The following is a 25,070-nucleotide window of genomic DNA, read 5'->3' on the forward strand; positions in this document are numbered from 1 at the left end:
TGACGCACGAACGGCGCAACGCGTCACGGCCGGGTCCGGGATACCCCCCGTCCCGCCCGGGACCGGGGGGTGACCGCCCCCTCACCTGCTCCACCCGCGCTCCACCGCACCGCGCTCCACCGCACCGCGCTCCACCGCACCGCGCTCCACCGCACCGCGTTCGAACAGCACCGCGGGACGCCGCCCGCGCCCGGCCCCTCGACACCCGACCACCCCCCACAGCACCAGGAAGGCCGAACAGCGTGTCACCCACACCCGCACCCGCACCCGAACCCGCGTCCGGCTCCGCGTCGGCACCCGCCCCCGCCGCGCGGATCGGAGCATGGTTCATCGGCGCCCGGGGCTCGGTCGCCACCACCGCAACCGTCGGCGCGCTGGCCCTGCGGGCCGGGCTGGCCCCGGCCGCGGGCTGCGTCACCGAACTCCCCGAGCTGGCCCCCGCCCGCCTGCCCGCCCTCGCCGGACTCCTCACCGGCGGACACGACATCGCCACCGACCCGCTGCCCAAACGGGCCGAGGAACTGGCCGCCGGCGGTGTGCTCCCCGGCGAACTCGCCCGCTCCCTGGAGCGCGAACTGCGCGACGCCGACCGCCGGATACGGCCCGGCGCCGGGCCCGGGCCCGAGACCCAGCGCGCCGCGGCCCGCCGCATCGCCGACGACCTCACCGCCTTCCGCGACCGGCACGGCCTGGACCGGGTCGTGGTCGTCGACCTCTCCAGCACCGAACCCCCGGCCGCCCCCGCACCGGAGCTGGACTCCCTGGACCGGCTGGAAGCCGCCCTGGACGCCGGGGCGTCCCCGCTGCCGCTCAGCTCCCTCTACGCCTACGCCGCGTTCCGCGCCGACTGCCCCTTCGTCTCCTTCACCCCCAGCCCGGGGCCACGGCCGCCCGCGCTCGGCGAACTCGCCGAGCGCCGGCAGCTGCCCTGGGCGGGCTCGGACGGCAAGACCGGGGAGACGCTGCTCAAGACGGCGCTGGCCCCGATGTTCGCCACCCGGGCGCTCCAGGTGCGGTCCTGGACCTCGGTCAACCTGCTGGGCGGCGGCGACGGCCGCACCCTGGCCGACCCGGCCAACGCGGCCAGCAAGACCCGCACCAAGGCCCAGGGCCTGGAGGCCATCCTCGGCCGGCCGGTGGACGGCCCGATGCACATCGACTATGTGCCCGACCTGGGCGACTGGAAGACGGCCTGGGACCTGATCTCCTTCGAGGGCTTCCTGGGCACCCGGATGAGCATGCAGTTCACCTGGCACGGCTGCGACTCGGCACTGGCCGCACCACTGGTGCTGGACCTGGTCCGGCTCACCGCCCGGGCCGCGGAGGCGGGGGAGTGCGGCCCGCTGGCCCCGCTCGCCTTCTTCTTCAAGGACCCGGCCGGCACCGGCCGGCACGACCTGGCCGGTCAGTGGGACTCCCTCACCGCATGGGCCGCCACCGCCCTGGCGGGCGACGCCCGCGGCGAGGCCGCCCGATGAGGTGGCGGGACGCGGCGGAACTGGTGCGGCTGCCGGCCGCGCTGACCGTGCCCGGGGACACCCTGGCGGGCGCCGCGGCGGCCGGCCGGACGGCCGGCCGCCGCGGCCGGGCCATGCCGCTGGCCTCGGTCTGCTTCTACCTGGCCGGCATGGCCCTCAACGACTGGGCCGACCGCGAACTGGACGCCGTGGAACGCCCCGAGCGGCCGATCCCGTCCGGCCGGGTCGCCCCGGGCGAGGCGCTGGCCCTGGCCGCCGGTCTGACCGGCGCCGGGCTCGGCATCGCCGCCGCGGCGGGGGGACGCCGCGCGCTGCGGGTGGCCGCACCGCTGGCCGCCACGGTCTGGGCCTACGACCTGCTGGCCAGGAACACCCCGGCCGGCCCGGCCGTGATGGCCCTGGCCCGCGGCCTGGATGTGCTGCTCGGCGCCGCGGGCGGCGGCCTCGGCCGGGCGGCCCTGCCGGCCGTGGCCGTGGCCGGCCACACCGCCGGTGTCACGCTGCTGAGCAGGGGTGAGGTGCATGGCGCGGACCCGCGGGCGGGCCGCGCCGCGCTGCTGGCCACCGGCGCCGCCGCCGCGCTGGCCGCGCTGCCGCGCCGGGGGCGTCCGGCCCGCTCGGTGCTGACGGGCGCGGCCCTGGCCGCCGGCTACGCGGCCACCGTCGGGCGTGCCCAGCTCGCCGCCGCCCTGCATCCGGACCCGGTCCTGGTGCGCGGCGCCACCGGCGCCGGGGTACGCGGCGTGATCCCCCTCCAGGCCGCCCTGGTGGCGGGCTCCGGCGCCCCGGCCACCGCCGCCCTGCTGGCCGCCTCCGCCCCCGCCGCCCGTCTCGCCGCCAAGGTGGTGTCGCCCACATGACCCCTCCACCCCCCGCACCCCCCACACCCCCCGCACCCCCCGCCCCGGACGGTGCGGCCGGCGCTCGCGACGGGCTGCGGTTCGGCTACGGGACCAACGGCTTTGTCAATCACCGGCTGGACGAGGCGCTGGAGGTGATCGCCGGGCTGGGCTACCAGGGCGTGGCCCTCACCCTGGACCACCCGCATCTGGACCCCTTCGCCCCCGGCCTGGCCGCCCGCACCCGGGAGGTGCGGCGCAGACTGGAGAGGCTCGGACTGGCCGTGGTGATCGAGACCGGCGCCCGCTATGTCCTGGACCCCTGGCGCAAGCACGAGCCCACCCTGGTCTCCGCGGAGGGCCGGGAACGCCGCGTCGGCTATCTGTGCCGCGCCGTGCGGACCGCCGCGGAACTCGGCGCCGAGGCGGTCTCCTTCTGGTCCGGCACCCTGCCGCCCGGCACCCCCGCCGAGGAGGGCTGGCGGCGCCTGGCCGACGGCACCGCCCAGGTGCTCGCCGAGGCCGCACGCCACGGCGTGCACTGCGCCTTCGAGCCCGAACCCGGCATGTTCGTGGACACCCTCGCCGGTGTCGCCGAGCTGCGCCGCCGCCTCGATGCGCATCCGGCGCTGCGCACCACCATCGACCTCGGTCACTGCGTCTGCAACGAGCCCCGCCCGGTGGAGGACTGCGTCCGCGACACCGGCGGTCTGCTGGCCAACGTCCAGGCCGACGACATGCGTCCCGGGGTGCACGAGCACCTGGAGTTCGGCGACGGCGAGATCGACCTGCCCGCCGCGCTGGGCGCCCTGCTGGACATCGGCTACCGGGGGCTGGTCGCGGTGGAGCTGCCCCGGCACGCGCACGCCGCCCCCGCGGTGGCCGCCCGTTCCCTCGCCGCGCTGCGCGCCGCCGAGCAGGCCGCCCGCGCGGACCGGAAGCGGGTGGTGTCCCGGTGACCGGCTCCGCCCCCGCCCCCGGCCCCGGTCCCGTGCCGGCCGCGCTGCTCGCCGAGGTGCGGGCGGCTCCGGAGCGGATCGGCGTGCTGTTCCCGGCCGTGGCCCGGGTCGCCGGGCGCGGCCCGGTGCGTCCGGCGGATCGGGACGATCCTGCCGATCCCGCCGATCCTGACGGCCTGCTCGCCCCCCGCATCGAGGACCGGGCGCGGGTCGCGCTGCTGCTGGCCGCGGCCCGTGCCGCCCGGTGGCCGGCCGCGCGGCTGGCCGAGGAGACCGCCGCGCTGTACCGCTTCGGCGACGCCGACGAGAAGCGCGCCGTGCTGCACGCCCTGGACCCGCTGGACCGCCCGGACGGCCGGGCCGGAGAAGGCGCGGAACCGGGCGCGGAGCCGCTGGGCGACGCCGGTCTGCCGCTGGTCGCGGACGCGCTCCGCACCAACGACCCCCGGCTGCTGGCCGCCGCCCTCGGCCCGTACGCCGCCCGCCGGCTGCCCGCCCCCGCCTGGCGGCAGGCCGTCCTCAAGTGCCTGTTCACCGGCGTCCCGCTGGCCGCCGTGGCCGGCTGGGAGGGCCGCGCCGACGGCGAACTGGCCCGCATGGTGGCCGACTACGCCGCCGAGCGGCAGGCCGCCGGCCGTTCCGTGCCGCCCGACGCCCGCCGCATCCTCGCTCTCTTCCCCCGACCGGAGTGACCGGACCCATGCGCATCTTCGACCCGCACATCCACATGACCTCCCGCACCACCGACGACTACGAGGCGATGTACGCCGCCGGGGTCCGCGCGGTGACCGAGCCGTCGTTCTGGCTGGGCCAGCCGCGCACCGGCCCGGGCTCGTTCCGCGACTACTTCGACGCCCTGGTCGGCTGGGAACGCTTCCGCGCCGCCCAGTTCGGCATCCGGCACCACTGCACCATCGCCCTCAACCCCAAGGAGGCCAACGACCCGGACTGCCGGCCCGTGCTGGACTTCCTGCCCCGCTACCTGGCCAAGGACGGGGTGGTGGCGGTCGGCGAGACCGGCTTCGACTCGATGACGGACGAGGAGGAGGAGGTGTTCCGCCGCCATCTCGGCCTCGCGGACGAGCACGGCCTGCCGGTCCTGGTGCACACCCCGCACCGGGACAAGGCGGCCGGCACCCGCCGCACCCTGGAACTGGTCGCCGCCTCCGGCCTGCCGCCGGAGCGGGTGCTGGTGGACCACCTGAACGAGACGACCGTGGCGATGGTCGCCGACTCCGGCTGCTGGATGGGCTTCTCCATCTATCCGGACACCAAGATGGACGAGCACCGGATGGTGCGCATCCTGGCCGAACGCGGCCTGGACCGGATGATCGTCAACTCGGCCGCCGACTGGGGCCGCAGCGATCCGCTGAAGACCGCCAGGACCGGGGAGGCGATGCGGCGGGCCGGTTTCACCGAGGACGACGTGGACCGGGTGCTGTGGCGCAATCCCGTGGAGTTCTACGGCCAGAGCGGGCGGCTGCTGCTGGACGACGGGGAACCGGACACCACCGCCGGGACGGCCCCGGCCCCGTCGCCCTCGCCGTCGGCCACCTTCGCCGGCAACTCCGTACTGCGCGGCACCCGCCCCGACACCGCCGCCTGAGGGGGCACCAGCATGCGTTTCCGGCATCCGGACGGCAGCACCGTCCATCTCGCCTACTGCACCAATGTCCACCCGCTGGCCGAGGACCCGGAGGAACTGACCGCGCAGGTGTGCCGGTTCGGCGCCGAGGTGCGGGCCCGGCTGGGGGTGTCCCGGCTCGGCCTCGGCCTGTGGCTGCCCGCCCCGGCCGCCGCCCGGCTGGCCGCCGCCCCGGTCGCGGCCGAGCGGCTGCGCGCCGCCCTGGAGCGGCACGGTCTGGAGGTGGTCACCCTCAATGCCTTCCCGTACCGCAACTTCCATGCCCCGGTGGTCAAGAAGGCGGTGTACCACCCGGACTGGACGACCGCCGAGCGGCTGGCCTACACCCTGGACTGCGCCCGGGTGCTGAGCCTTCTGCTGCCGCCGGACGCGGCCCGCGGCAGCGTCTCCACCGTGCCGCTGGCCTGGCGGGAGCCCTGGGACGCCGGGCGGCGCACGGTCGCCCTGGATCAGTTGCGCCGGCTGGCGGACGGCCTGGCCGGGCTGGCGGCCGGCACCGGCCGGACGATCCGGGTCGGCCTGGAGCCGGAGCCGGGCTGCGTGGTGGAGACCGCCGCCGAGGCGGCCGGCGAACTCGGCGGCGCGCGGGGCGTGGACACCGGGCGGATCGGCGTCTGCCTGGACGCCTGCCATCTGGCCGTGGCCTTCGAGGAACCGGAGGCGGCCCTGGCCCGGCTGGCCGGCGCGGGGCTGCCGGTGGTGAAGACGCAGGCGTCGGCCGCGCTGCACGCCGCCGCTCCGGACCGGCCGGCCACCCGGGCCGCGCTGTCCCGGTACACCGAGGACCGGTTTCTGCATCAGGTGCGGGAACGGGGGGCCGGATCCGGGCCCGTCCACCGCCGTGACGATCTGCCCGGGGCCCTGACCGGCTCGCCGGACGGCCCGCTGCCGGGCCGCGGGCCGTGGCGGGTGCACTTCCATGTGCCGGTGCACCAGCGTCCCGAACCGCCGCTGGAGTCCACCCAGGCGCATCTGGCGGCCACCCTGCGGGCGCTGTTCGCCGGGCCGGCCCCGGTCACCGACCATGTGGAGGCCGAGACCTACACCTGGTCGGTGCTGCCGGAGCGGCACCGGCCGGCGGGCGATGCCGCGCTGGCCGCCGGGCTGGCCGCCGAACTGCGCTGGACCGCCGGTGCCCTGCGCCGCGCCGGGCTCGTCCCCGTCGATGCGCCCGTCGATGCGCCCGTGGACGCGCCCGTGGACGCGCCCACCGGGGAAACCGTGGAGGAGGCAGCGTCATGAGCGGCACCGCGAGGGAGCCGAACCGCGTTCTGCTGCTGAACGTGGTCGGGCTGACCCCGAGACTGCTGAACCATGCGCCCGCGCTGCGGGCGCTGGCCGAGGAGGGCTGGCAGGCCCGGCTGGACACCGTGCTGCCCGCCGTCACCTGCTCCGTGCAGTCCACCTTTCTCACCGGGCTGCCGCCCGCCGGGCACGGCATCGTCGGCAACGGCTGGTATTTCCGGGACCTGGGCGAGATTTTTCTCTGGCGGCAGCACAACCGCCTGGTGTCGGGGGAGAAGGTCTGGGAGACCGCGCGCCGCGCCCGTCCCGGCTACACGGTGGCCAATGTCTGCTGGTGGTACGCGATGGGCGCGTCCACCGACTTCACCGTCACCCCGCGTCCGGTCTACCACGCGGACGGCCGCAAGTCCCCGGACTGCTACACCCGGCCGCCCGCCCTGCACGGCGAACTGACCTCAAAGCTGGGCCCGTTCCCGCTGTTCCAGTACTGGGGGCCGACGGCCTCGCTGGCCTCCAGCGAGTGGATCACGGCCGCGGCCCGCCGTCTGCTGCCGCGGGCCGACCTCACCATGGCCTACCTCCCGCACCTGGACTACGACCTCCAGCGGTTCGGCCCGGACAGCCCGCAGGCCGTCCGGGCGGTGCGGGACGTGGACCGGGTGCTGGCCCCGCTGCTGGACGACGCCCGCGCCGCCGGCGCCACGGTGGTGGTGCTCTCCGAGTACGGCATCACCCGTGCCTCCCGTCCGGTGCACCCCAACCGGGCGCTGCGCGAGGCCGGACTGCTCCAGGTGTACCGCCAGCACGGCATGGAGTATCTGGACCCCTGGACCTCCCGGGCCTTCGCGGTGGCCGACCACCAGGTGGCGCATGTCTATGTCGCCGATCCCGCCGACCTGCCGGCCGTGGCCGCCCTGTGCCGCTCCCTGCCCGGCGTGGACCTGGTGCTGGACCGGCAGGCCCAGCGGGCCCATGGCCTGGACCACGAGCGGTCCGGAGAACTGGTGCTGGTGGCCGCCCCGGAGTCCTGGTTCACCTACTACTACTGGCTGGACGACCAGCGGGCCCCGGACTTCGCCCGCGGGGTGGAGATCCACCGCAAACCGGGCTACGACCCGGCCGAGTTGTTCTTCGACCCGGCCGAGCCGGTGGCCGCCCGGGCCCGGGCCGGCCTCAACCTGGCCCGCAAGAAACTCGGCCTGCGCTACGCCATGGACGTGGTCCCGCTGGACGGCCGCTGGGTGCGCGGCACGCACGGCCGGCTGCCCGACGACCCGGCGGACGGCCCGGTGCTGCTGTGCACCGACCGGGCGCACAAGCGCGACGCCCTGGCCGCCACCGAGGTCCGGGATCTGCTGCTCGGCCTGGCCGGGATTCCCGCCGTCCCGCCGGGCTGACCCGCACCCCGCACCCCGCATCCCGCACCGCACGCCCGGCGGCCCGGGCCCCGTTCCGGGGCCCGGGCCGCCGGCTCTCCCGGCACTCCGCGTCAGCTTGCGGACACCGCTGATGCACCGTCATAAGGACCTTGCCGTTGCCCTGGTGACGCACTGACCCGGCGCGCGTCAGTTCGGCGCGTCCGTCCCGACCCGGCTGACCTGGAGTGACGCGGGGCCCCGGAATCCTGCCCGCCGACTCGCCGAAACTCGGGGGCCCGCGGGGTGTTTGACGGTAGCCTTGTCGGGAAGTCGATAAACCTCTAAGTGACTTCGGTGGGCCGCGTATACCACGTGTGCGCGGGTTTCGGGTGGTGCACTATGGACCGTATGGGGGACAAGGCGATGTTCCGGTACGGCGTGGACGCCGCGCGGCTGGGGGCCCAGCTGCTGCGCCACGGCGATCTGGAGCGCGCCGAGGCGCCGCTGCGCGCCGCCGCTTCCGACGGTGACCGCAGCGCCGCCAACAACCTCGGCGTCCTGCTGCACCAGACCGGCCGCGCCGACGAGGCCGCGACCTGGTGGCGCAGCGCCGCCGTGGCCGGCTCGGCCGCCGCCGCCCATGCCCTGGGCCGCCACCACCGCGAGCGCGGTGACGATGTGGCCGCCGAGTACTGGCTGCGCCAGTCCGCGGAATCCGGCCACGCCTCCGGCGCCTATGCGCTCGCCGATCTGCTGGACCACCGGGGCGAGGACGACAGCGCCGTGCAGTGGTTCCGCACCGCCGCCGAGCGCGGCCACCGCGAGGCCGCCTACCGCTACGCCTGCGCCCTGCCCCAGGGCCGCGGTGCCGAGCCCTGGTTCCGGTTCGCCGCCGCCCGCGGCCACCGCCGGGCCGCGCTGCGGCTGGCCGCGCTGCTGGAGGAGCGCGGCGTGATCGGCGAGGCCACCCGCTGGTACCTCACCGCGGCCGAGGCCGGGGAGCCGCGCGCCGCCTGCGCGCTGGGCTTCCTGCTGCGCGATGCCGGGGACACCGGCAGCGCCGAGGAGTGGTGGCGGCGCGCCGCCCGGGACGGCGACGGCGCCGCGGCCAACGCCCTGGGCGCGCTGCACGCCGAGCGCGGCGAGCGCCAGGAGGCGCAGCGCTGGTACCGGGCGGCCCTGGAGGCCGGCGACATCAACGGCGCCTTCAATCTGGCGCTGCTGTTCGCCGCGCAGGGACGGATGGGCCAGGCCGAGCAGTGGTACCGCCGGGCCGCCTACGCCGGGCACCGGGAGGCTGCCAACGCGCTGGCCGTGCTGCTGCTCCAGCGGGGCGACGAGACCGGGGCCGAGCCGTGGTTCTCCAAGGCCGCCGAGGCCGGCAGCGTGGACGCCGCGTTCAATCTGGGCATCCTGCACGCCGGTCGCGGCGAGGCCCGCACGGCCCGTCACTGGTACGAGCAGGCGGCGGAGGCCGGGCACGCCGAGGCCGCCCTCCAGGTCGCGCTGGAGCTGGCCCCCGGGGCACGTTCGGCCGAGGACCGGCAGGCCACCGAGGGGCTGCTGCGGCGTGCCGCGGCGGGCGGCAGCGTCGAGGGCTGCTTCCGGCTCGCCGTCTGGCTGGAGCGGCACACCACGGGCTCCGCCGCCGATCCGGACACCGCCGCCGGCAGCGACACCGACGCCGCCCTCGGCCGGTCCCGCACCGACGAGGACAGCACGGACCGGACGGCGGTGCCGGAGTACGAGCGCTGGTACATGCGGGCCGCCGAGCGCGGCCACCGGCGCGCGCAGGTCCGGATGGGCATGCGCGCGGCCGGCCGGGACGACGTGGTGGAGGCCGCCCGCTGGTACCGGATGGCCGCCGAGGCGGGCAGCCGGAACGGCGCGTTCAACCTCGGGCTGCTGCTGGCCCGCGAGGGCAGCGAGCCGGAGGCGGCGCTGTGGTGGACCCGGGCGGCCGAGGCCGGGCACGGCAGGGCGGCGCTGCATCTGGCGCTGCTCGCGGCGCGCCGCGGCGATCTGAGCGCCTGCGGGCAGTGGTGCGAACGCGCCGCCGCCCTCGGCCCGGAGGAGGTCACCCGGCGTGCCACCCGCCTGCGCGACGCGCTCACCCAGGAGCTGACCGCCTGAACGCCCCGCCCCCGGCGGGGCGTTCGGGCTTCCGCCAGGCGTTTACAGCCTTCCGCGCCGCCGTTATGGTGCCCACGCCGGGAGCGCGCGATCCATCTGACGATCCACCTGACGCCCCATCAACTCGTGTACAGCGGTGGGGTATTGCACGGCCCGTCTCCAGGAACCGTCACCTGACGAAGGAGCCGCACATCCCATGACCATGACCGTCAAGACCTTACGGGCAGCCGTGGTGGCGGCGCTCGCCGCCGCCCTGACCATGGCCCTGCCCTCGGCCGCGCAGGCCCGCCACACGGACGTCACCAAGCCGTTCGAGGCCCAGCACAAGGACCGGTGCCTGAGCAGCATCACGGCGGGCAGGCTGGTGTTCAAGGCCACCCACCCGCCGGAGCCGGTGCGCGTCGAGGTGACCGGCCGGCTGATCCTGAACGACCCCGGCTACTGCCACTTCCTGGTGCCGCCGACCGCCGAGGCCACCTTCACCGCCTACAGCGGGCGCACCGTGGTGGACCGGGAACGCGTCACGACCACCACCGGCGGCGTCGGCTTCGAGTTCGCCCTGGGCCCGGACTGGCTGCCCTACCTGCCGGACGCGATCGACCGCGTCGTGCTGGAGCTCTGCCACGGCTCCTCGCTCGGCACCGGCGACTCCGCCAACTGCGCCAGGCCCGTCACCTACACCCCCTACGACTTCGGCCCCACCGGCTGAGCACCTTCTCGCACCCTCGCCCGCGATCCCGCGGCCGGTGCCTGCCGGAAATCCCGGGAGGCACCGGCCCCTGCCGCCCCTGGTGCCCGGGTGCGGCACCGCCGCTCACTCCGGGGGCGGGGCGGCGGCGGTGAAGGCGGCCCGGGCGAGGCGGCGGAGCAGGGCGGCGGTGGTGTCGCGGTCCGGCAGCAGGGCCCGGCGGCTCAGGTGCGGCGTGGAGTTCAGCAGGCCGAAGACCGCGTGCACGGCCGCCCGCGCCTGGTCCTCCGGCAGGGCCGGGTGGGCGGCCCGTACCACCGCCACCCACAGTTCGACGTACTGCCGCTGGAGCTGGCGCACCTGGCGCCGCTCCTCGCGCGGCAGCCGGTCCAGCTCCCGGTCGTGCAGGGTGATCAGGTCGCGGTCGTCCAGGGCGAAGTCGATGTGCCCGTCGATCAGGGCGTCCAGGGTGGCCGACGGCGGCAGGCCGGCCGCCTCGGCCCCGGCCGCCCGGCGCAGGCCGCCGTCCCGCAGCCGGCTGGAGATGCCCACCAGCAGCTCGGTCAGCATGGCGTCCTTGCCCGCGAAGTGCCGGTAGAGCGCCGGGCCGCTGATGCCGACGGCCGCCCCTATCTCGTCCACCCCCACGCCGTGGAAGCCGCGCTCGGCGAAGAGACGCCCGGCCTCCCGCAGGATCTGTTCCCGCCGGGAGGAGGCGGGGGCTGCGGTGCCGGCCGTGCCGGCCGTGCCGGCCGTGCCGGCCGTGCTGGTTGTGCTGGCTGGGGCGGAGCGGGGCTGAGCAGGCATGGAGCCCATTGTAGACAGGCGGGTTAGCGGGCGTTAACCTCGGAAGGAGTGGTTAACGGATATTAACGCCGTCGAGGGAGGTACGGGCGATGCGGGACGCGCCGGTGCTGGGCAGTACGGTCGACCCCGGGGCCGAGGCGTACCGCGCCAACGACCGCGCCCACCGGGCGCTGGTGGCCGAACTGCGCGAAAAGCTGGCCGCGGCCCGCCGGGGCGGCGGCGAACGGGCCCGCGCCCGGCACACCGCACGCGGCAAGCTGCTGCCCCGGGACCGGGTGGACACCCTGCTCGACCCCGGCTCACCGTTCCTGGAGCTGGCCCCGCTGGCCGCCGAGGGCCTGTACGGCGGCGACGCCCCGGCGGCCGGGGTGATCGCCGGCATCGGCCGGGTGTCCGGCCGGGAGGTGATGGTCGTCGCCAACGACGCCACGGTCAAGGGCGGCACCTACTACCCGATGACGGTGAAGAAGCATCTGCGCGCCCAGGAGGTGGCGCTGGAGAACCGCCTCCCCTGCGTGTACCTGGTGGACTCCGGCGGGGCCTTCCTGCCCATGCAGGACGAGGTCTTCCCGGACCGCGAGCACTTCGGGCGGATCTTCTACAACCAGGCCCGGATGTCCGAGCGCGGCATCGCGCAGATTGCCGCGGTGCTGGGCTCCTGCACGGCCGGCGGGGCCTATGTGCCGGCGATGAGCGACGAGGCGGTCATCGTCCGCGGCCAGGGCACGATCTTCCTGGGCGGGCCGCCGCTGGTGAAGGCCGCCACCGGCGAGGTGGTCACCGCCGAGGAGCTGGGCGGCGGCGAGGTGCACTCCCGCACCTCGGGGGTGACCGACCACCTGGCCGAGGACGACACGCATGCGCTGCGCATCGTGCGCACCATCGTGGACACCCTGCCCCGGCGCGGCGCCCTGCCCTGGGCGGTGGAACCCGCCGAGGAGCCCGCGTACCCGCCGGAGCAGATCTACGGGGCGGTGCCGGTCGACTCCCGCACCCCTTACGACGTAAGGGAGGTGATCGCCCGGATCACCGACGGCTCCCGCTTCCACGAGTTCAAGGCCGAGTACGGCACCACCCTGGTCACCGGCTTCGCCCGGATCCACGGCCATCCGGTCGGCATCGTGGCCAACAACGGCATCCTGTTCTCCGAGTCCGCCCTCAAGGGCGCCCACTTCATCGAGCTGTGCGACCAGCGCGGCATCCCGCTGCTCTTCCTGCAGAACATCTCCGGCTTCATGGTCGGCCGCGCCTACGAGGCCGGCGGCATCGCCAAGCACGGCGCCAAGATGGTCACCGCGGTCGCCTGTGCCCGGGTCCCCAAGCTGACCGTGGTCATCGGCGGCTCCTACGGGGCCGGCAACTACTCGATGTGCGGCCGGGCCTACTCGCCCCGCTTCCTGTGGATGTGGCCCAACGCCAAGATCTCGGTGATGGGCGGCGAACAGGCCGCCTCGGTGCTGGCCACCGTCAAGCGCGACCAGCTCCAGGCCCGCGGCGAGGAATGGAGCGCCGAGGCCGAGGAGGAGTTCCGGGCGCCCATCCGCCGCCAGTACGAGACCCAGGGCAGCGCCTACTACGCCACCGCCCGCCTCTGGGACGACGGGGTCATCGACCCGGCCGAGACCCGCACCGTCCTCGGTCTGGCGCTCACCGCCTGCGGCAACGCCCCGCTGGGCGCCCCGGGCTACGGCGTCTTCCGGATGTAAGGACAGGACGGATGAGAGCCGGGCGGGCCGAGCGGGCCGAGCGGGCCGAGAGCGACGAGAGCGACGAGAGCGACGAGAGGGGAGCGAGCGCTGTGAGCGAGCTGTTCGAGACGGTGCTGGTCGCCAACCGCGGCGAGATCGCGGTCCGGGTGATGCGCACCCTGCGCAGACTGGGCATCCGCTCGGTGGCCGTCTACAGCGACGCCGACGCCGGTGCCGCCCATGTCCGGGCCGCCGACACCGCCGTCCGGATCGGACCCGAGGCCCCGGCCGACAGCTATCTGGCCATCGACCGCCTGCTGGACGCCGCCCGCCGCACCGGCGCCCGGGCCGTCCACCCCGGCTACGGCTTCCTCGCCGAGAACGCCGGCTTCGCCCGCGCCACCGCCGACGCCGGCCTGGTCTTCATCGGCCCGCCCGCCTCGGCCGTCGAGCTGATGGGCGACAAGATCCGGGCCAAGGAGACGGTGGCGGCGGCCGGGGTGCCGGTCGTCCCCGGCTCCACCGGCAGCGGGCTCGGCGACGCGGAGCTCGCCGCCGCGGCCCGCGAGATCGGCCTGCCGGTACTGCTCAAGCCGTCCGCCGGCGGCGGCGGCAAGGGCATGCGCCTGGTGCGCGAGGCGGACCGGCTGGCCGAGGAGATCGCCGCCGCCCGCCGCGAGGCCCGCTCCTCCTTCGGCGACGACACCCTGCTGGTGGAGCGCTGGATCGACCGCCCCCGCCATATCGAGATCCAGGTGCTGGCCGACGCCCACGGCAATGTGGTCCACCTCGGCGAGCGCGAATGCTCCCTGCAACGCCGCCATCAGAAGATCATCGAGGAGGCGCCCAGCCCGCTGCTGGACGCCGCCACCCGGGAGGCCATGGGCCGGGCCGCGGTGGAGGCCGCCCGCTCCTGCGGCTACCGGGGCGCCGGCACCGTGGAGTTCATCGTCCCCGGCGGCGACCCGGGCACGCACTACTTCATGGAGATGAACACCCGCCTCCAGGTCGAGCACCCGGTCACCGAGCTGATCACCGGCATCGACCTGGTGGAGGCGCAGCTCAGGGTCGCGGCCGGGGAGCCGCTGGCCCTGCGCCGGCCGGACATCGCCCTCCGCGGCCACGCCGTGGAGGCCCGGATCTGCGCGGAGACCGCCCGGGTGGCGAGCGGGGAGCGGCGGGTGGACTTCCTGCCCTCGGCCGGGAGCGTGCTGCTGCTCGCCGAACCGGACGGCGAGGGCATCCGGGTGGACTCCGGGCTGCTGCCCGGCAGCGAGATCGGCACCGCCTACGACCCGATGCTCGCCAAGGTGATCGCACACGGCCCGGACCGGCCCACCGCCCTGCGCCGGCTGCGCGCCGCCCTGGCCGCCACCGCCGTGCTGGGCGTGGACACCAACACCGGGCTGCTGCGCCGCCTGCTGGACCTGCCCGAGGTCCGCTCCGGCGAACTGGACACCGGCCTGGTGGACCGCAGCGCCGCCGGACTGGTGCCGGACCGGGTGCCGGACGAGGTGTATGCGGCGGCGGCCCTGCTCCGCCAGGCCGCGCTCGCCCCGCCCCCCGACCACGGCAGCGGCTGGACCGACCCGTTCTCGCTGCCCTCGGGCCGGCGGCTCGGCGGCGAACCGGCCTGGACCCGCCACCGGCTGCGCGTCCCGGGAGGGCGGCCGGTCACCGTGGCGGTCCGGGACGGCGAGGTCCGCATCGGCGACGGCCCGCCGCTGCCCGTCCGGCTGCTCGGCGGCGCGTCCGGCGGCGCGGACCCGCTCACGCTGGAGCTGGAAGGGACGTGCCATACGTTCCGCCACGCCCGTACCCCGGCCGGGGACCACTGGCTGGGCCGGGACGGCGACGCCTGGCAGATCCTCGCCCACGACCCGGTGGCCGCGGCCGGCGGCCGGGCCGCGGCCGGGGCCGGCACCCTCACCGCCCCCATGCCCGGCACGGTCACCGTGGTCAAGGCCGCGGCCGGCGACCGGGTCGCCGCCGGCCAGGCCCTGCTGATGGTGGAGGCGATGAAGATGGAGCACGTCATCGCCGCCCCGCACGCCGGGACGGTCACCGCGCTGGAGGTGACCGCGGGCAGCACGGTGGCCATGGACCAGCTTCTGGCCGTGGTCGAACCCGCGGCGGCGGACGAGCCCGGGGAGGCGTCATGACACCGCGGGAGAGCGGCGGGCCGCCGGACGGACTGCCGGTGCGGGTGGCGATGGACGGCCTGCCCGCCCGGGTGCGGATCTACGAGGTGGGGCCGCGCGACGGCCTCCAGAACGAGGCGGCTGCCGTCCCGGTGCGGGTCAAGGCGGAGTTCATCCGCCGCCTGGCCGGGGCCGGGCTGACCACCGTGGAGGCCACCAGCTTCGTCCACCCCAGGTGGGTGCCGCAGCTCGCGGACGCCGAACAGCTCTACCCGGAGCTGGCCCCGCTGGCCGCCTCCGGGGTCCGGCTGCCGGTGCTGGTGCCCAACGAGCGCGGCCTGGACCGCGCCCTGGCCCTGGGCGCCCGCGAGTTCGCGGTGTTCGCCAGCGCCACCGAGTCCTTCGCCCGCGCCAATCTCAACCGCACGGTGGCGCAGTCGCTGGCCATGTTCGCGCCCGTGATCCGCACGGCGGCCGAGGCCGGCGCCACCCGCGTCCGCGGCTATGTCTCCATGTGCTTCGGCGACCCCTGGGAGGGGCCGGTGGCCACCGCGGACGTGGTGCGGGTCGGGGTCCGGCTGCTGGAGCTGGGCTGCACCGAACTCAGCCTCGGCGACACCATCGGCGTCGCCACCCCCGGCCAGGTCGCCGCTCTGCTCGACGCCTTCGGCCGGGCCGGGGTGGCCCCCGGCCGGCTCGCCGTCCACTTCCACGACACCTATGGCCAGGCCCTGGCCAACACCCTCACCGCGCTGCGTCACGGCGTCACCACCGTGGACGCCTCGGCCGGCGGTCTGGGCGGCTGCCCGTTCGCCCGCAGCGCCACCGGCAATCTGGCCACCGAGGACCTGCTGTGGATGCTGCACGGCCTCGGCATCGAGACCGGCGTCGAGCTGTCCGCGCTCGCCGCCACCAGCCGCTGGATGGCCGGACAGCTCGGCCGCCCCAGCCCGTCCCGCACCGTCCGCGCCCTCACCGGCGACTGAACCGCCGCCCCCGCACGGATCCGCACCCGCCTCCCACAAGGAGATCCCGCCATGGGACTGGACCACCGGCTCTCCGCCGAACACGAGGAACTGCGCCGCACCGTGGCGGCCTTCGCCCGCGACGTCATCGCCCCGAAGATCGGCGACCACTACGAACGGCACGAGTTCCCCTACGAGATCGTCCGCGAGATGGGCCGGATGGGCCTGTTCGGGCTGCCCTTCCCCGAGGAGTACGGCGGCATGGGCGGGGACTACCTGGCCCTGTGCCTGGCCCTGGAGGAGATCGCCCGGGTGGACTCCTCGGTGGCCATCACCCTGGAGGCGGCCGTCTCGCTGGGCGCCATGCCGCTGTACCGGTTCGGCACCGAGGAGCAGAAACGCGAGTGGCTGCCCCGGCTGTGCACGGGGGAGATGCTCGGCGCCTTCGGCCTCACCGAGCCGGACGTCGGCTCGGACGCCGGCGGCACCCGCACCACCGCCGTCCGGGACGGCGGCGACTGGGTCATCAACGGCACCAAGAGCTTCATCACCAACTCCGGCACCGACATCACCGGAGTGGTCACGGTCACCGCGGTCACCGGCCGCAAGCCGGACGGCGCACCGCTGATCTCCAGCATCCTGGTGCCCTCCGGCACGCCCGGATTCACCGTGGCGCCCGGCTACTCCAAGGTCGGCTGGTGTGCCTCCGACACCCATGAGCTGTCCTTCTCCGACGTCCGTGTCCCGGCCGCCCATCTGCTGGGCGAGGAGGGCCGCGGCTATGCGCAGTTCCTGCGCATCCTGGACGAGGGCCGGATCGCCATCGCCGCCCTGGCCACCGGGCTGGCCCAGGGCTGCCTGGACGAGTCCCTGGACTACGCCGCCGCCCGCACCGCCTTCGGCCGCCCGATCGGCGCCAACCAGGCCATCCAGTTCAAGCTGGCCGACATGGAGATGCGGGCCCACACCGCCCGGCTGGCGTGGCGGGACGCCGCCGCCCGGCTGATGGCGGGCGAGCCGTTCAAGCGGCAGGCCGCGATCGCCAAGCTGTACTCCTCGGAGAGCGCCGTCACCAACGCCCGCGAGGCCACCCAGATCCACGGCGGCTACGGCTTCATGAACGAGTACCCGGTGGCCCGGATGTGGCGGGACAGCAAGATCCTGGAGATCGGCGAGGGCACCAGCGAGGTCCAGCGCATGCTGATCGCCCGCGACCTCGGCCTCCCCGCGTAACGGCCGCGCCGGTCCCCGCCGCGTCGCGGTGCGGCGGGCGGCTGGTGGCGGGAGCGGTGGCTGTCGGATGATGGCGGGCATGGCGGAAATCACCCAGCAGTCCGGCACCTGGAGTTTCGACGGCGAGGCGATACGGATCGTCCCGGGCAGCGGCCGGGGCAGGCATGCGCTGCGGTCCGCACTGGGCGAGCTGACCGTCCCGCTGAGCGCCGTGGCCGGGGTCTCCTTCGAGCCCGGGCGCAAGGGCGGCGGCCGGCTGCGGCTGCGCATGCGGCCCGGGGCCGACCCGCTCTCCCAGGCCACCGCCGGGCGGCTGCCGGAGGCCGCCGAGCCCTATGTGCTGGAGGTGGACCCGGGCGGGGAGATCCTCGCCGAGTACCTGGTGGACGAGGTGCGCGAGGCCCGCCTGCTGGAGCAGGTGCCCGACACCCCGGCCGACCGCTATCTGCTGCCCGGCCCCGGCGTGCCGCTGCTGCTCAAGGCCTCCGACGGCACCCTCGCCTTCGACGGGGAGACGCTGCGGCTGGAGTGGCTGTGGACCGCCGAGGAGAGCAAGAAGTCGGTCGGCCCCCGGGTCATTCCCTTCGCCGAGGTGTCCGGCCTGGAGTGGAGCCTGCCCCAGGGCCTGGAGAACGGTTATGTGCGGGTGGTGACCCGCGGCCCGCAGACCCGGGCCGCCCCGGACCACGATCCGTGCAGCGTGGTGCTGTGGGGGGTGCGCAAGACCCGGGAGGTCACGCAGGTGGCGCTGCTGGCGGCGGCCGTGGCGGCCCGGCTGCCGCACCCCTGCGGGCAGCGGGACGACCCGGCGCCGCTCCCGGTGGCGGGTGCCCCGTCGCCGGTGAAGGCCGGGCCGCCCGGCACCGCTCCGGCGGAGGCTCCGGGCGGCGACGGCCATGACGCGCTGCTGCGCCGGCTGCGCGAGCTCGGCGAGCTGCATGCCGCCGGGGTCCTGACCGAGGAGGAGTTCCGCACCGCCAAGAAGGCCGTGCTGGACCGTTTCTGAGTCACCCCGGGCGAACGGACGGTTCTGTGACACGTTCCTGCCCGATATCGGGCACGTTTGTTGCGTTCGTCGGGCAGGATTCGCACTATTACCGGGTGTCCGGACGCCGAAACCACTACGACGACCTGGTCGATCATCTGGTGCGCAGCACCTCGCTGGGCCGGGGAGAGGCCGCGCGGGTGGTGCTCGACGTCCTGGCCTACTTCGACGAGACGACCGAGGAGTTCGTGCGCCGCCGCCATCGTGAGCTGCAGTCCCGGGGGCTGCGCAACGAGGCGATCTTCGAGCGGATCGCCGAGGAACTGCCGCACCGCGCGGTGGCACCGCCGGAGCTGTCCGTCCGGCAGCTGCGGCGCATCGTCTACGGCTGAGCGGCGGGACAGCAGCAGGACAGCAGCGGGACAGTACAGAGAGACCACAGGAGGACGAGTATGTGCGGGATTGTGGGATATATCGGCAGGCGCGACGTGGCCCCGCTGCTCCTGGAGGGTCTCCAGCGGCTGGAGTACCGCGGCTACGACTCGGCCGGTATGGCGATCCACAGCTCCGGCCGGGGCGGCGGTCTGAAGACCGTCAAGAACAAGGGCCGGGTCCGCGAACTGGAGGCCAAGGTGCCCGCCCGGTTCAGCGGCACCTGCGGCATCGCGCACACCCGCTGGGCCACCCACGGCGCCCCCAGCGACGAGAACGCGCACCCGCATCTGGACGCCGCGGACCGGGTGGCCGTCGTCCACAACGGCATCATCGACAACTCCGCCGAACTGCGCGCCAAGCTCACCGCGGACGGCGTGGAGCTGCGCTCCGAGACCGACACCGAGGTGCTGGCCCATCTCATCGGCCGCTCCGAGGCCGCCACCCTGGAGGAGAAGGTCCGCGAGGCGCTGCGTCTGATCGAGGGCACCTATGGCATCGCCGTGCTGCACGCCGGCTTCCCGGACCGGATCGTGGCCGCCCGCAACGGCTCCCCGGTGGTGCTGGGCATCGGTGAGCGGGAGATGCTGGTCGCCTCCGACGTGGCCGCGCTGATCAGCCACACCCGCCAGGTGATCACCCTGGACGACGGCGAGATGGCCACCCTGAAGGCCGACGACTACCGCACCTACACCACCGACGGCTCCCGCACCGCCGCCTCGCCCACCACCGTGGAGTGGGAGGCCGAGTCCTACGACATGGCCGGCCACGACACCTACATGCACAAGGAGATCGCCGAGCAGGCGGACGCCGTGGACCGGGTGCTGCGCGGCCGGATCGACGAGCGGTTCGGCACCGCCCGGCTCGGCGGCCTGAACATGGACGCCCGGGAGGCCCGCTCCATGCGCCGGGTGAAGATCCTCGGCTGCGGCTCCGCGTACCACGCGGGCCTGATCGGCGCCCAGATGATCGAGGAGCTGGCCCGCATCCCGGCCGACGCCGAGCCGGCCAGCGAGTTCCGCTACCGCAACCCGGTCGTGGAGCCGGACACCCTCTATGTGGTGGCCAGCCAGTCCGGCGAGACCTACGACACCCTGGCCGCGGTGCAGGAGCTCAAGCGCAAGGGCGCCAAGGTGCTGGGCATCGTCAATGTGGTCGGCAGCGCCATCGCCCGGGAGGCCGACGGCGGCATCTATGTGCACGCCGGTCCCGAGGTGTGCGTGGTCTCCACCAAGTGCTTCACCAACACCGCGGTGGCCTTCGCGCTGCTCGCCCTGCATCTCGGCCGGATCCGCGATCTCTCGGTGGCGGACGGCAAGCGGATCATCGAGGGGCTGCGCAAGCTGCCCGGGCAGATCGCCGAGATTCTGCGCCACGAGGACCGGATCATCGAGCTGGCCAAGGACTTCGCGGACGCCAAGTCGATGATGTTCGTCGGCCGCACCCGGGGCTTCCCGGTGGCCAAGGAGGCGTCGCTCAAGCTCAAGGAGGTCTCCTACATCCACGCCGAGGCATATCCGTCCTCCGAGCTCAAGCACGGCCCGCTGGCGCTGATCGAGCCGGCCGTGCCCACGGTGGCGATCGTGCCGGGCGACGAGCTGCTGGATAAGAACCGGGCCACCCTGGAGGAGATCAAGGCCCGGCAGGGCCGCATCCTGGCGGTGGCGCACGAGATCCAGGAGAAGGCCGACGCCACCATCGTGGTGCCGCAGAACGAGCCCGAGCTGGACGCCGTCCTGATGGGCATCCCGCTCCAGTTGCTGGCCTACCACACCGCGCTGATGCTGGGCCGGGACATCGACAAGCCGCGCAACCTGGCCAAGTCCGTCACCGTGGAGTGAGCACCGGCCGGGCGCGGCCCGCAGGTCCCCGCCCGGCCGGTGACCGGGGCGTGACGCTCCGGTACCGCGCGTGGACACAGGGCGGCCCCCGCCGAGTGCGTGCCACCATACGCACTGAAGCGGGGGCCGCCATTCCTGGCCGGCGGCGCCCATCCGCCGGCCGGGGAGCCGCCGCCGGGTCCGTCACCTCCCGCTCGGCAGCACGTGTGTCAGCTTTATGCCCATCACAAGCGCACAATCCACCTGCCGCACAAGAAAATTGAGCCGGCGGAGCTTCTTCGCCGCCGGGTCGCCGCGCCCGCCGGGCACGGCCGCCGGGCCGGCCCCGGCCGCTCAGGGGATGACGACGACCGGCCGCTGGGCGCGGCGCACCAGGCGGCCGGAAACCGTCCCGAACAGACGGCCAAGCAGACCGTGCGTGCTGCCCACCACGATGGCGTCGGCCGCGTACTCCCGCCCGACCTCCTCCAGCTCGTGGCAGATGTCGCCGCCCCGCTCCAGCAGCACCCAGGGCACGTCGGCCAGATAGTCCGCGCAGGCCAGCTCCAGGCCCAGCACCTCGGTGCGGTGGTCGGGGACGTCGACCAGCGCCGGGGGCTCGCAGCCCGCCCACACCGTGGTGGGCAGCCGGTTGGCCACATGCACGATGATCAGCCCGCATCCGCCGCGCACCGCCATGCCCACGGCATAGGCCAGGGCGCGCTCGGCGGAGGTGGAGCCGTCGAAACCCACCACGATGCCGTGGCGGAAGACCGGATCCTGCGGGGAGCACGACTCTTCGGCCGACCCGGAGGGCGCGGAACGGTCGGCGACCGGCCGCTTGCGGTCAGCGGGTTCGGGGAGCTCGTAGCCAGCCATCCAAATCTCGGCGATCTTGATGCGGGGAGGTTGCGGGGAAGACGCCTCACATGGTCGGTGCGGGCAGGACCGGCTGCGGGTACCCGCGGCGCCCGGTACCGGGGCCTGCGGGTGGGAAGCCCGGTGCTTCCACAGGTTCCACCTCCAGAATACGGCGTCGCCCCGGTAACCGCCCAGACTCCGAGACGTCCGGCTCCGGCCGGTCCGGCCGGGGGACAGGAAGCATGCCGCAGCAAGCCGTTGCCGCGCAACGGCGGCGCCGCGCGCGGGCCGTCCCCCGCTGCCGCCCACGGCCACCGGGCGGCATTCCCCTGGGTATGCGGCTGTACACAACATGTAGTTGGCTGTCCAGACCGGCCCGTCGGCCGTGGAAGACTCCTATTTTCAGCCAACTTCAGAAACTTCTCGCGGGTGCGGGCACCGCCCGGACAAGCCGGAACGGCTCCGCTCCGGCGCGGCCCCCGGGGCGACCCGGGCGCCCGCGGAACAGCGGTACAGGCAGGCGCACTTCCGCCAACTGCTTCTCCGTGGAACGCTTCCTGATCGAATGCTTCGCGCCACATAGTCATGTCGACTTAACGGCGAGTGGTGAACTTGTCCCGGCAACCTCATCGGACACAGTAGATTCGATCTTGGCTGGACCCGCCAGGGGGACTCGGGGGAAACGTGCAGGACCGAGAGGATGCGACAACCGAGGGAACTGAGGAGCATGATCGAGGACCCAACGCACGGCCCCGAACCCGCCAAGGTGCGCCGCCCCTTCGCGGAGAAGCTCTCTGCCCGACGCCGCCGCGAGGTCGTCGCGGTGCTGCTGTTCAGCGGGACCCCGATGTTCGAAAGTGCCATCCCGCTCTCCGTGTTCGGCGTCGACCGCCAGGACGCGGGGGTGCCGCGCTACCGGCTGCTGGCCTGCGCGGGGGAGGAGGGGCCGCTGCGCACCACCGGCGGGCTGGAGCTACGGGCCCCCTACGGCCTGGGCGCGCTCTCCCGGGCGGGCACCGTCATCGTGCCGGCCTGGCGGTCCATCACCGGCCAGCCGCCCGCGCCGGCCCTGGCCGCGCTGCGCCGGGCGCACAGCGAGGGCGCGCGGATCGTCGGCCTGTGCACCGGCGCCTTCGCGCTGGGCGCGGCCGGACTGCTGGACGGCCGCCCCGCCACCACGCACTGGATGTACGCCCCGACGCTGGCCAAGCGCTATCCGTCGGTGCATGTGGACCCCCGTGAACTGTATGTGGACGACGGGGACATCATGACCTCGGCGGGCACCGCCGCGGGCATAGATCTGTGCCTGCACATCGTCCGCCAGGACCATGGCCCGGAGGCCGCCGGTGCCCTGGCCCGGCGGCTGGTGCTGCCCTCCAGGCGCGGCCCGCAGCCCGCCACGGCCGCCGCGACGGAAAGTCAGAGCCGCTACTTCGACCGGTCTTTACCAGAGGACATCGGGGCCGACCCGCTGGCCGAGGTGGTGGCCTGGGCGCTGGAGCATCTGCACGAGCAGTTCGACGTCGAACAGCTCGCCGCCCGCGCCTATATGAGCCGCCGCACCTTCGACCGGCGGTTCCGGGCGCTGACCGGCAGCGCCCCGCTCCAGTGGCTGATCACCCAGCGGGTGCTTCAGGCCCAGCGGCTGCTGGAGATGTCGGACTACTCGGTGGACGAGGTGGCCGGCCGCTGCGGCTTCCGCTCCCCGGTGGCGCTGCGCGGGCACTTCCGGCGGCAGCTCGGCGCCTCGCCGGCCGCCTACCGGGCGGCCTACCGGGCGCGGCAGCAGGCGGCCGAGGCCACCGGCCGGCTGCGGCACGGCGCGGAGACCGGGCGCAAGGCCGCCGACCACCCGGTGCCGCGGCTGCCCGGGCAGCGGGGACGGACGGGGCTGTGACGGCCGGCGGACGCGCGGGGTGGGCGTCCGCCGGCCGTCGGCACCCCGCCTGGCCTGCGCCGCCGTTGTCGGCGGCCGGCGGGGCACGGGGACCGTGACCGGGTACGGTGGCTCGCATGAACGATCGGATGGTGTGGATCGACTGCGAGATGACCGGACTCTCGCTCACGGACGACGCGCTCATCGAGGTCGCCGCGCTGGTCACGGACGGCGAGCTGAATGTGCTCGGGGACGGCGTGGACGTGGTGATCCGCCCGCCGGCCGGCGCCCTGGAGTCCATGCCCGAGGTGGTGCGGCAGATGCACACCGCCTCCGGGCTGCTGGCCGAGCTGGACGCCGGACGGACCCTGCGCGAGGCCGAGGACCGGGTGCTGGAGTATCTGCACCGGTGGGTGCCGGAGCCCGGCAAGACACCGCTGTGCGGCAACTCCGTCTCCACCGACCGGGGATTCCTGGCCCGTGACATGCCCCGCCTGGAACAGCATCTGCACTACCGGATCATCGATGTCTCCTCGGTGAAGGAGCTGGCCCGGCGCTGGTACCCCAAGGCGTACTTCAACAGCCCGCAGAAGGCGGGCAATCACCGGGCGCTGGCCGACATCCGGGAGTCCATCGCCGAACTGCGCTACTACCGGGAGGCGGTCTTCGTGCCGGCGCCCGGCCCGGACTCCGAGACCGCCCGCACCATCGCCGCCCGGCACACCACGGGCTGAGCGCGGCGGGAAAGCCCGGCGCGAGCACGGCCGGGCACCCTGTACACTCAATACGGCCAGCGCGACGGGCGGCCGTGAAGCGCCCCGGTGAGCTGGTCATGGTGGGCGTAGCTCAGTTGGTAGAGCACCTGGTTGTGGTCCAGGTGGTCGCGGGTTCGAGTCCCGTCGCTCACCCTGGAGGGACCCCCGTCCGAGACAACCGGGCGGGGGTTCTGTCGTTGCACGGCGCGGCCGGGGGTGGCATGGCATTCGCTGACGTGGCTGATGTTGCTGATGTTGCTGATGTGGAAGGACTGTGGGACGAGCTCACCGGCCTCCAGCCCGATCCGGAGCTCTGGCTGGTGCTGGCCACCGCCGCCGCGGCCCTGCTGCTGACCGGCCCCTGGTCCGTCTGGCGGATCACCCGCAACACCGTCACCATCGCCCACGAGGGCGGGCACGGCCTGGTGGCGCTGCTGATGGGCCGCCGCCTGGAGGGCATACGGCTGCATTCCGACACCTCCGGCCTCACCCTCTCCCGGGGCAAGCCCACCGGCCTGGGCATGGTGCTGACCGCCGCGGCCGGGTACACCGCGCCCTCGCTGCTGGGCCTGGGCGGGGCCGCGCTGCTCGGCGCGGGCCGGATCACCGCGCTGCTGTGGGGCGCCACCGCCCTGCTGCTGCTGATGCTGGTGATGATCCGCAATCTCTACGGCGTGCTGACCATGGTGCTCACCGGCGCGCTGTTCCTGCTGGTGTCCTGGCTGACCGAGCCGGAGGTGCAGGCCGCGTTCGGATATCTGGTGGTCTGGTTCCTGCTGCTGGGCGGCATCCGCCCGGTGTGGGAGCTGCAGCGCAAGCGGCGGCGCGGCGGGGCGCCGGACTCCGACGCCGACCAGCTCGCCCGGCTGACCCATCTGCCCGCGCCGGTGTGGCTGCTGTTCTTCCACGCGGTGGCCCTCATCGCGCTGATCGGCGGCGGCCGGTGGCTGCTCGACGTGGGCTGACCCGGATGCCCGCGGCGATGTGCCCCGGGCGCCGGAGCCGTCGCCTGAACGGTCGCTGCCGATCGGGCGGCGGCCGAACACCGGGTGAGCGGGCGGTGGACGCCCGGTGGCCATGGCATGGGCGGCCGGTGAGGCCCGGCCGCGGCGGGAACCGCTCCCATTTCGTGACACTCGGTGACGCGCAAAGACACTGGGTG

The 25,070-nt window shown here is 74.7% G+C and carries 21 protein-coding genes and 1 tRNA gene; 20 read left to right on the top strand and 2 right to left on the bottom strand.

Annotated elements, in window-relative coordinates:
• The first annotated feature begins 242 nt into the window (after positions 1-242).
• The 9 genes from BM242_RS02680 to BM242_RS02720 all read left to right on the top strand — a co-directional run bounded on the left by BM242_RS02680 (position 243) and on the right by BM242_RS02720 (position 10,366).
• Positions 243-1,478, top strand: a complete 1,236-nt coding sequence (locus BM242_RS02680; RefSeq protein ID WP_093836939.1) for an inositol-3-phosphate synthase — start codon at positions 243-245, stop codon at positions 1,476-1,478.
• On the top strand, positions 1,475-2,338 hold the full coding sequence (locus BM242_RS02685; RefSeq protein WP_093836940.1) for an SCO3242 family prenyltransferase: 864 nt from the start codon (positions 1,475-1,477) through the stop codon (positions 2,336-2,338). Before BM242_RS02680 ends, BM242_RS02685 begins: the two co-directional genes overlap by 4 nt.
• On the top strand, positions 2,335-3,276 hold the full coding sequence (locus BM242_RS02690; protein WP_093836941.1) for a sugar phosphate isomerase/epimerase family protein: 942 nt from the start codon (positions 2,335-2,337) through the stop codon (positions 3,274-3,276). Before BM242_RS02685 ends, BM242_RS02690 begins: the two co-directional genes overlap by 4 nt.
• The gene (locus BM242_RS02695) at positions 3,273-3,968 is read left to right on the top strand and encodes an EboA domain-containing protein (protein WP_175541221.1); all 696 of its coding nucleotides are present in this window, start codon (positions 3,273-3,275) and stop codon (positions 3,966-3,968) included. The genes BM242_RS02690 and BM242_RS02695 overlap by 4 nt, the downstream gene beginning before the upstream one ends.
• Before the next feature lie 8 nt (positions 3,969-3,976).
• Positions 3,977-4,882, top strand: a complete 906-nt coding sequence (locus BM242_RS02700) for a TatD family hydrolase (RefSeq protein WP_093836942.1) — start codon at positions 3,977-3,979, stop codon at positions 4,880-4,882.
• A gap of 12 nt (positions 4,883-4,894) precedes the next feature.
• Positions 4,895-6,163: a metabolite traffic protein EboE gene (eboE, locus tag BM242_RS02705; protein WP_093836943.1), complete on the top strand. Its 1,269-nt coding sequence runs from the start codon at positions 4,895-4,897 to the stop codon at positions 6,161-6,163.
• Positions 6,160-7,563 carry an alkaline phosphatase family protein gene (locus tag BM242_RS02710; RefSeq protein WP_093836944.1) on the top strand — a complete coding sequence of 468 codons (1,404 nt, stop codon included), beginning with the start codon at positions 6,160-6,162 and terminating at the stop codon, positions 7,561-7,563. Before eboE ends, BM242_RS02710 begins: the two co-directional genes overlap by 4 nt.
• 369 nt (positions 7,564-7,932) lie before the next feature.
• Positions 7,933-9,657 (top strand): tetratricopeptide repeat protein, encoded by a 1,725-nt coding sequence (locus BM242_RS02715; protein WP_093836945.1) that lies wholly within the window; start codon positions 7,933-7,935, stop codon positions 9,655-9,657.
• 196 nt (positions 9,658-9,853) lie between these two features.
• Entirely contained in the window at positions 9,854-10,366 is a 513-nt protein-coding gene (locus BM242_RS02720; protein ID WP_093836946.1) for a hypothetical protein, read from the top strand.
• A gap of 105 nt (positions 10,367-10,471) precedes the next feature.
• Here the strand turns inward: BM242_RS02720 and BM242_RS02725 are convergent, their stop codons facing one another.
• Positions 10,472-11,152, bottom strand: coding sequence for an SACE_7040 family transcriptional regulator (locus tag BM242_RS02725; RefSeq protein WP_093837307.1), 681 nt, complete (start codon positions 11,150-11,152; stop codon positions 10,472-10,474).
• Between the two features lie 89 nt (positions 11,153-11,241).
• On the opposite strand from BM242_RS02725, the gene BM242_RS02730 reads away from it, so the two are divergent.
• The 7 genes from BM242_RS02730 to glmS all read left to right on the top strand — a co-directional run bounded on the left by BM242_RS02730 (position 11,242) and on the right by glmS (position 20,437).
• Positions 11,242-12,858 (top strand): carboxyl transferase domain-containing protein, encoded by a 1,617-nt coding sequence (locus BM242_RS02730; protein WP_093836947.1) that lies wholly within the window; start codon positions 11,242-11,244, stop codon positions 12,856-12,858.
• 101 nt (positions 12,859-12,959) lie between these two features.
• Positions 12,960-15,002, top strand: a complete 2,043-nt coding sequence (locus tag BM242_RS02735) for an acetyl/propionyl/methylcrotonyl-CoA carboxylase subunit alpha (RefSeq protein WP_093837308.1) — start codon at positions 12,960-12,962, stop codon at positions 15,000-15,002.
• Complete coding sequence (locus BM242_RS02740) at positions 14,999-15,967, top strand: hydroxymethylglutaryl-CoA lyase (RefSeq protein WP_093836948.1); 969 nt, start codon at positions 14,999-15,001, stop codon at positions 15,965-15,967. The genes BM242_RS02735 and BM242_RS02740 overlap by 4 nt, the downstream gene beginning before the upstream one ends.
• A gap of 51 nt (positions 15,968-16,018) precedes the next feature.
• Positions 16,019-17,179 (top strand): acyl-CoA dehydrogenase family protein, encoded by a 1,161-nt coding sequence (locus tag BM242_RS02745; protein WP_093836949.1) that lies wholly within the window; start codon positions 16,019-16,021, stop codon positions 17,177-17,179.
• Between the two features lie 79 nt (positions 17,180-17,258).
• Entirely contained in the window at positions 17,259-18,185 is a 927-nt protein-coding gene (locus BM242_RS02750) for a DUF4429 domain-containing protein (protein ID WP_093837309.1), read from the top strand.
• Positions 18,186-18,280: 95 nt separating this feature from the next.
• Positions 18,281-18,556, top strand: coding sequence for a hypothetical protein (locus BM242_RS02755; RefSeq protein WP_093836950.1), 276 nt, complete (start codon positions 18,281-18,283; stop codon positions 18,554-18,556).
• A 60-nt stretch (positions 18,557-18,616) separates the two neighbouring features.
• Positions 18,617-20,437 (top strand): glutamine--fructose-6-phosphate transaminase (isomerizing), encoded by a 1,821-nt coding sequence (gene glmS, locus BM242_RS02760; protein WP_093836951.1) that lies wholly within the window; start codon positions 18,617-18,619, stop codon positions 20,435-20,437.
• Between the two features lie 333 nt (positions 20,438-20,770).
• On the opposite strand, the gene BM242_RS02765 is transcribed toward glmS, so the two are convergent.
• On the bottom strand, positions 20,771-21,295 hold the full coding sequence (locus tag BM242_RS02765) for a universal stress protein (RefSeq protein ID WP_093836952.1): 525 nt from the start codon (positions 21,293-21,295) through the stop codon (positions 20,771-20,773).
• A gap of 709 nt (positions 21,296-22,004) precedes the next feature.
• Here BM242_RS02765 and BM242_RS02770 point away from each other — a divergent pair.
• The 4 genes from BM242_RS02770 to BM242_RS02785 all read left to right on the top strand — a co-directional run bounded on the left by BM242_RS02770 (position 22,005) and on the right by BM242_RS02785 (position 24,873).
• Complete coding sequence (locus tag BM242_RS02770; protein WP_245833760.1) at positions 22,005-23,174, top strand: GlxA family transcriptional regulator; 1,170 nt, start codon at positions 22,005-22,007, stop codon at positions 23,172-23,174.
• A 116-nt stretch (positions 23,175-23,290) separates the two neighbouring features.
• The gene (gene orn / locus BM242_RS02775) at positions 23,291-23,887 is read left to right on the top strand and encodes an oligoribonuclease (RefSeq protein ID WP_093836953.1); all 597 of its coding nucleotides are present in this window, start codon (positions 23,291-23,293) and stop codon (positions 23,885-23,887) included.
• 101 nt (positions 23,888-23,988) lie between these two features.
• Positions 23,989-24,061 (top strand) — tRNA-His (locus BM242_RS02780).
• A gap of 83 nt (positions 24,062-24,144) precedes the next feature.
• Positions 24,145-24,873: a M50 family metallopeptidase gene (locus BM242_RS02785; protein ID WP_175541222.1), complete on the top strand. Its 729-nt coding sequence runs from the start codon at positions 24,145-24,147 to the stop codon at positions 24,871-24,873.
• Positions 24,874-25,070: the final 197 nt, after the last annotated feature.

It is taken from the genome of Streptomyces aidingensis (assembly GCF_900112355.1).
GTDB lineage: Bacteria > Actinomycetota > Actinomycetes > Streptomycetales > Streptomycetaceae > Streptomyces > Streptomyces aidingensis.

Excerpts from the sequence above, each read along its gene's own strand:
- BM242_RS02710 (WP_093836944.1), top strand. The coding sequence starts at position 6,160 with ATGAGCGGCACCGCGAGGGAGCCGAACCGCGTTCTGCTGCTGAACGTG.
- BM242_RS02765 (WP_093836952.1), bottom strand. The coding sequence starts at position 21,295 with ATGGCTGGCTACGAGCTCCCCGAACCCGCTGACCGCAAGCGGCCGGTC.
- glmS (WP_093836951.1), top strand. The coding sequence starts at position 18,617 with ATGTGCGGGATTGTGGGATATATCGGCAGGCGCGACGTGGCCCCGCTG.
- BM242_RS02745 (WP_093836949.1), top strand. The coding sequence starts at position 16,019 with ATGGGACTGGACCACCGGCTCTCCGCCGAACACGAGGAACTGCGCCGC.
- BM242_RS02740 (WP_093836948.1), top strand. The coding sequence starts at position 14,999 with ATGACACCGCGGGAGAGCGGCGGGCCGCCGGACGGACTGCCGGTGCGG.
- BM242_RS02720 (WP_093836946.1), top strand. The coding sequence starts at position 9,854 with ATGACCATGACCGTCAAGACCTTACGGGCAGCCGTGGTGGCGGCGCTC.
- BM242_RS02690 (WP_093836941.1), top strand. The coding sequence starts at position 2,335 with ATGACCCCTCCACCCCCCGCACCCCCCACACCCCCCGCACCCCCCGCC.
- BM242_RS02750 (WP_093837309.1), top strand. The coding sequence starts at position 17,259 with ATGGCGGAAATCACCCAGCAGTCCGGCACCTGGAGTTTCGACGGCGAG.
- eboE (WP_093836943.1), top strand. The coding sequence starts at position 4,895 with ATGCGTTTCCGGCATCCGGACGGCAGCACCGTCCATCTCGCCTACTGC.
- BM242_RS02715 (WP_093836945.1), top strand. The coding sequence starts at position 7,933 with ATGGGGGACAAGGCGATGTTCCGGTACGGCGTGGACGCCGCGCGGCTG.
- orn (WP_093836953.1), top strand. The coding sequence starts at position 23,291 with ATGAACGATCGGATGGTGTGGATCGACTGCGAGATGACCGGACTCTCG.
- BM242_RS02685 (WP_093836940.1), top strand. The coding sequence starts at position 1,475 with ATGAGGTGGCGGGACGCGGCGGAACTGGTGCGGCTGCCGGCCGCGCTG.
- BM242_RS02725 (WP_093837307.1), bottom strand. The coding sequence starts at position 11,152 with ATGCCTGCTCAGCCCCGCTCCGCCCCAGCCAGCACAACCAGCACGGCC.
- BM242_RS02730 (WP_093836947.1), top strand. The coding sequence starts at position 11,242 with ATGCGGGACGCGCCGGTGCTGGGCAGTACGGTCGACCCCGGGGCCGAG.
- BM242_RS02770 (WP_245833760.1), top strand. The coding sequence starts at position 22,005 with ATGATCGAGGACCCAACGCACGGCCCCGAACCCGCCAAGGTGCGCCGC.
- BM242_RS02700 (WP_093836942.1), top strand. The coding sequence starts at position 3,977 with ATGCGCATCTTCGACCCGCACATCCACATGACCTCCCGCACCACCGAC.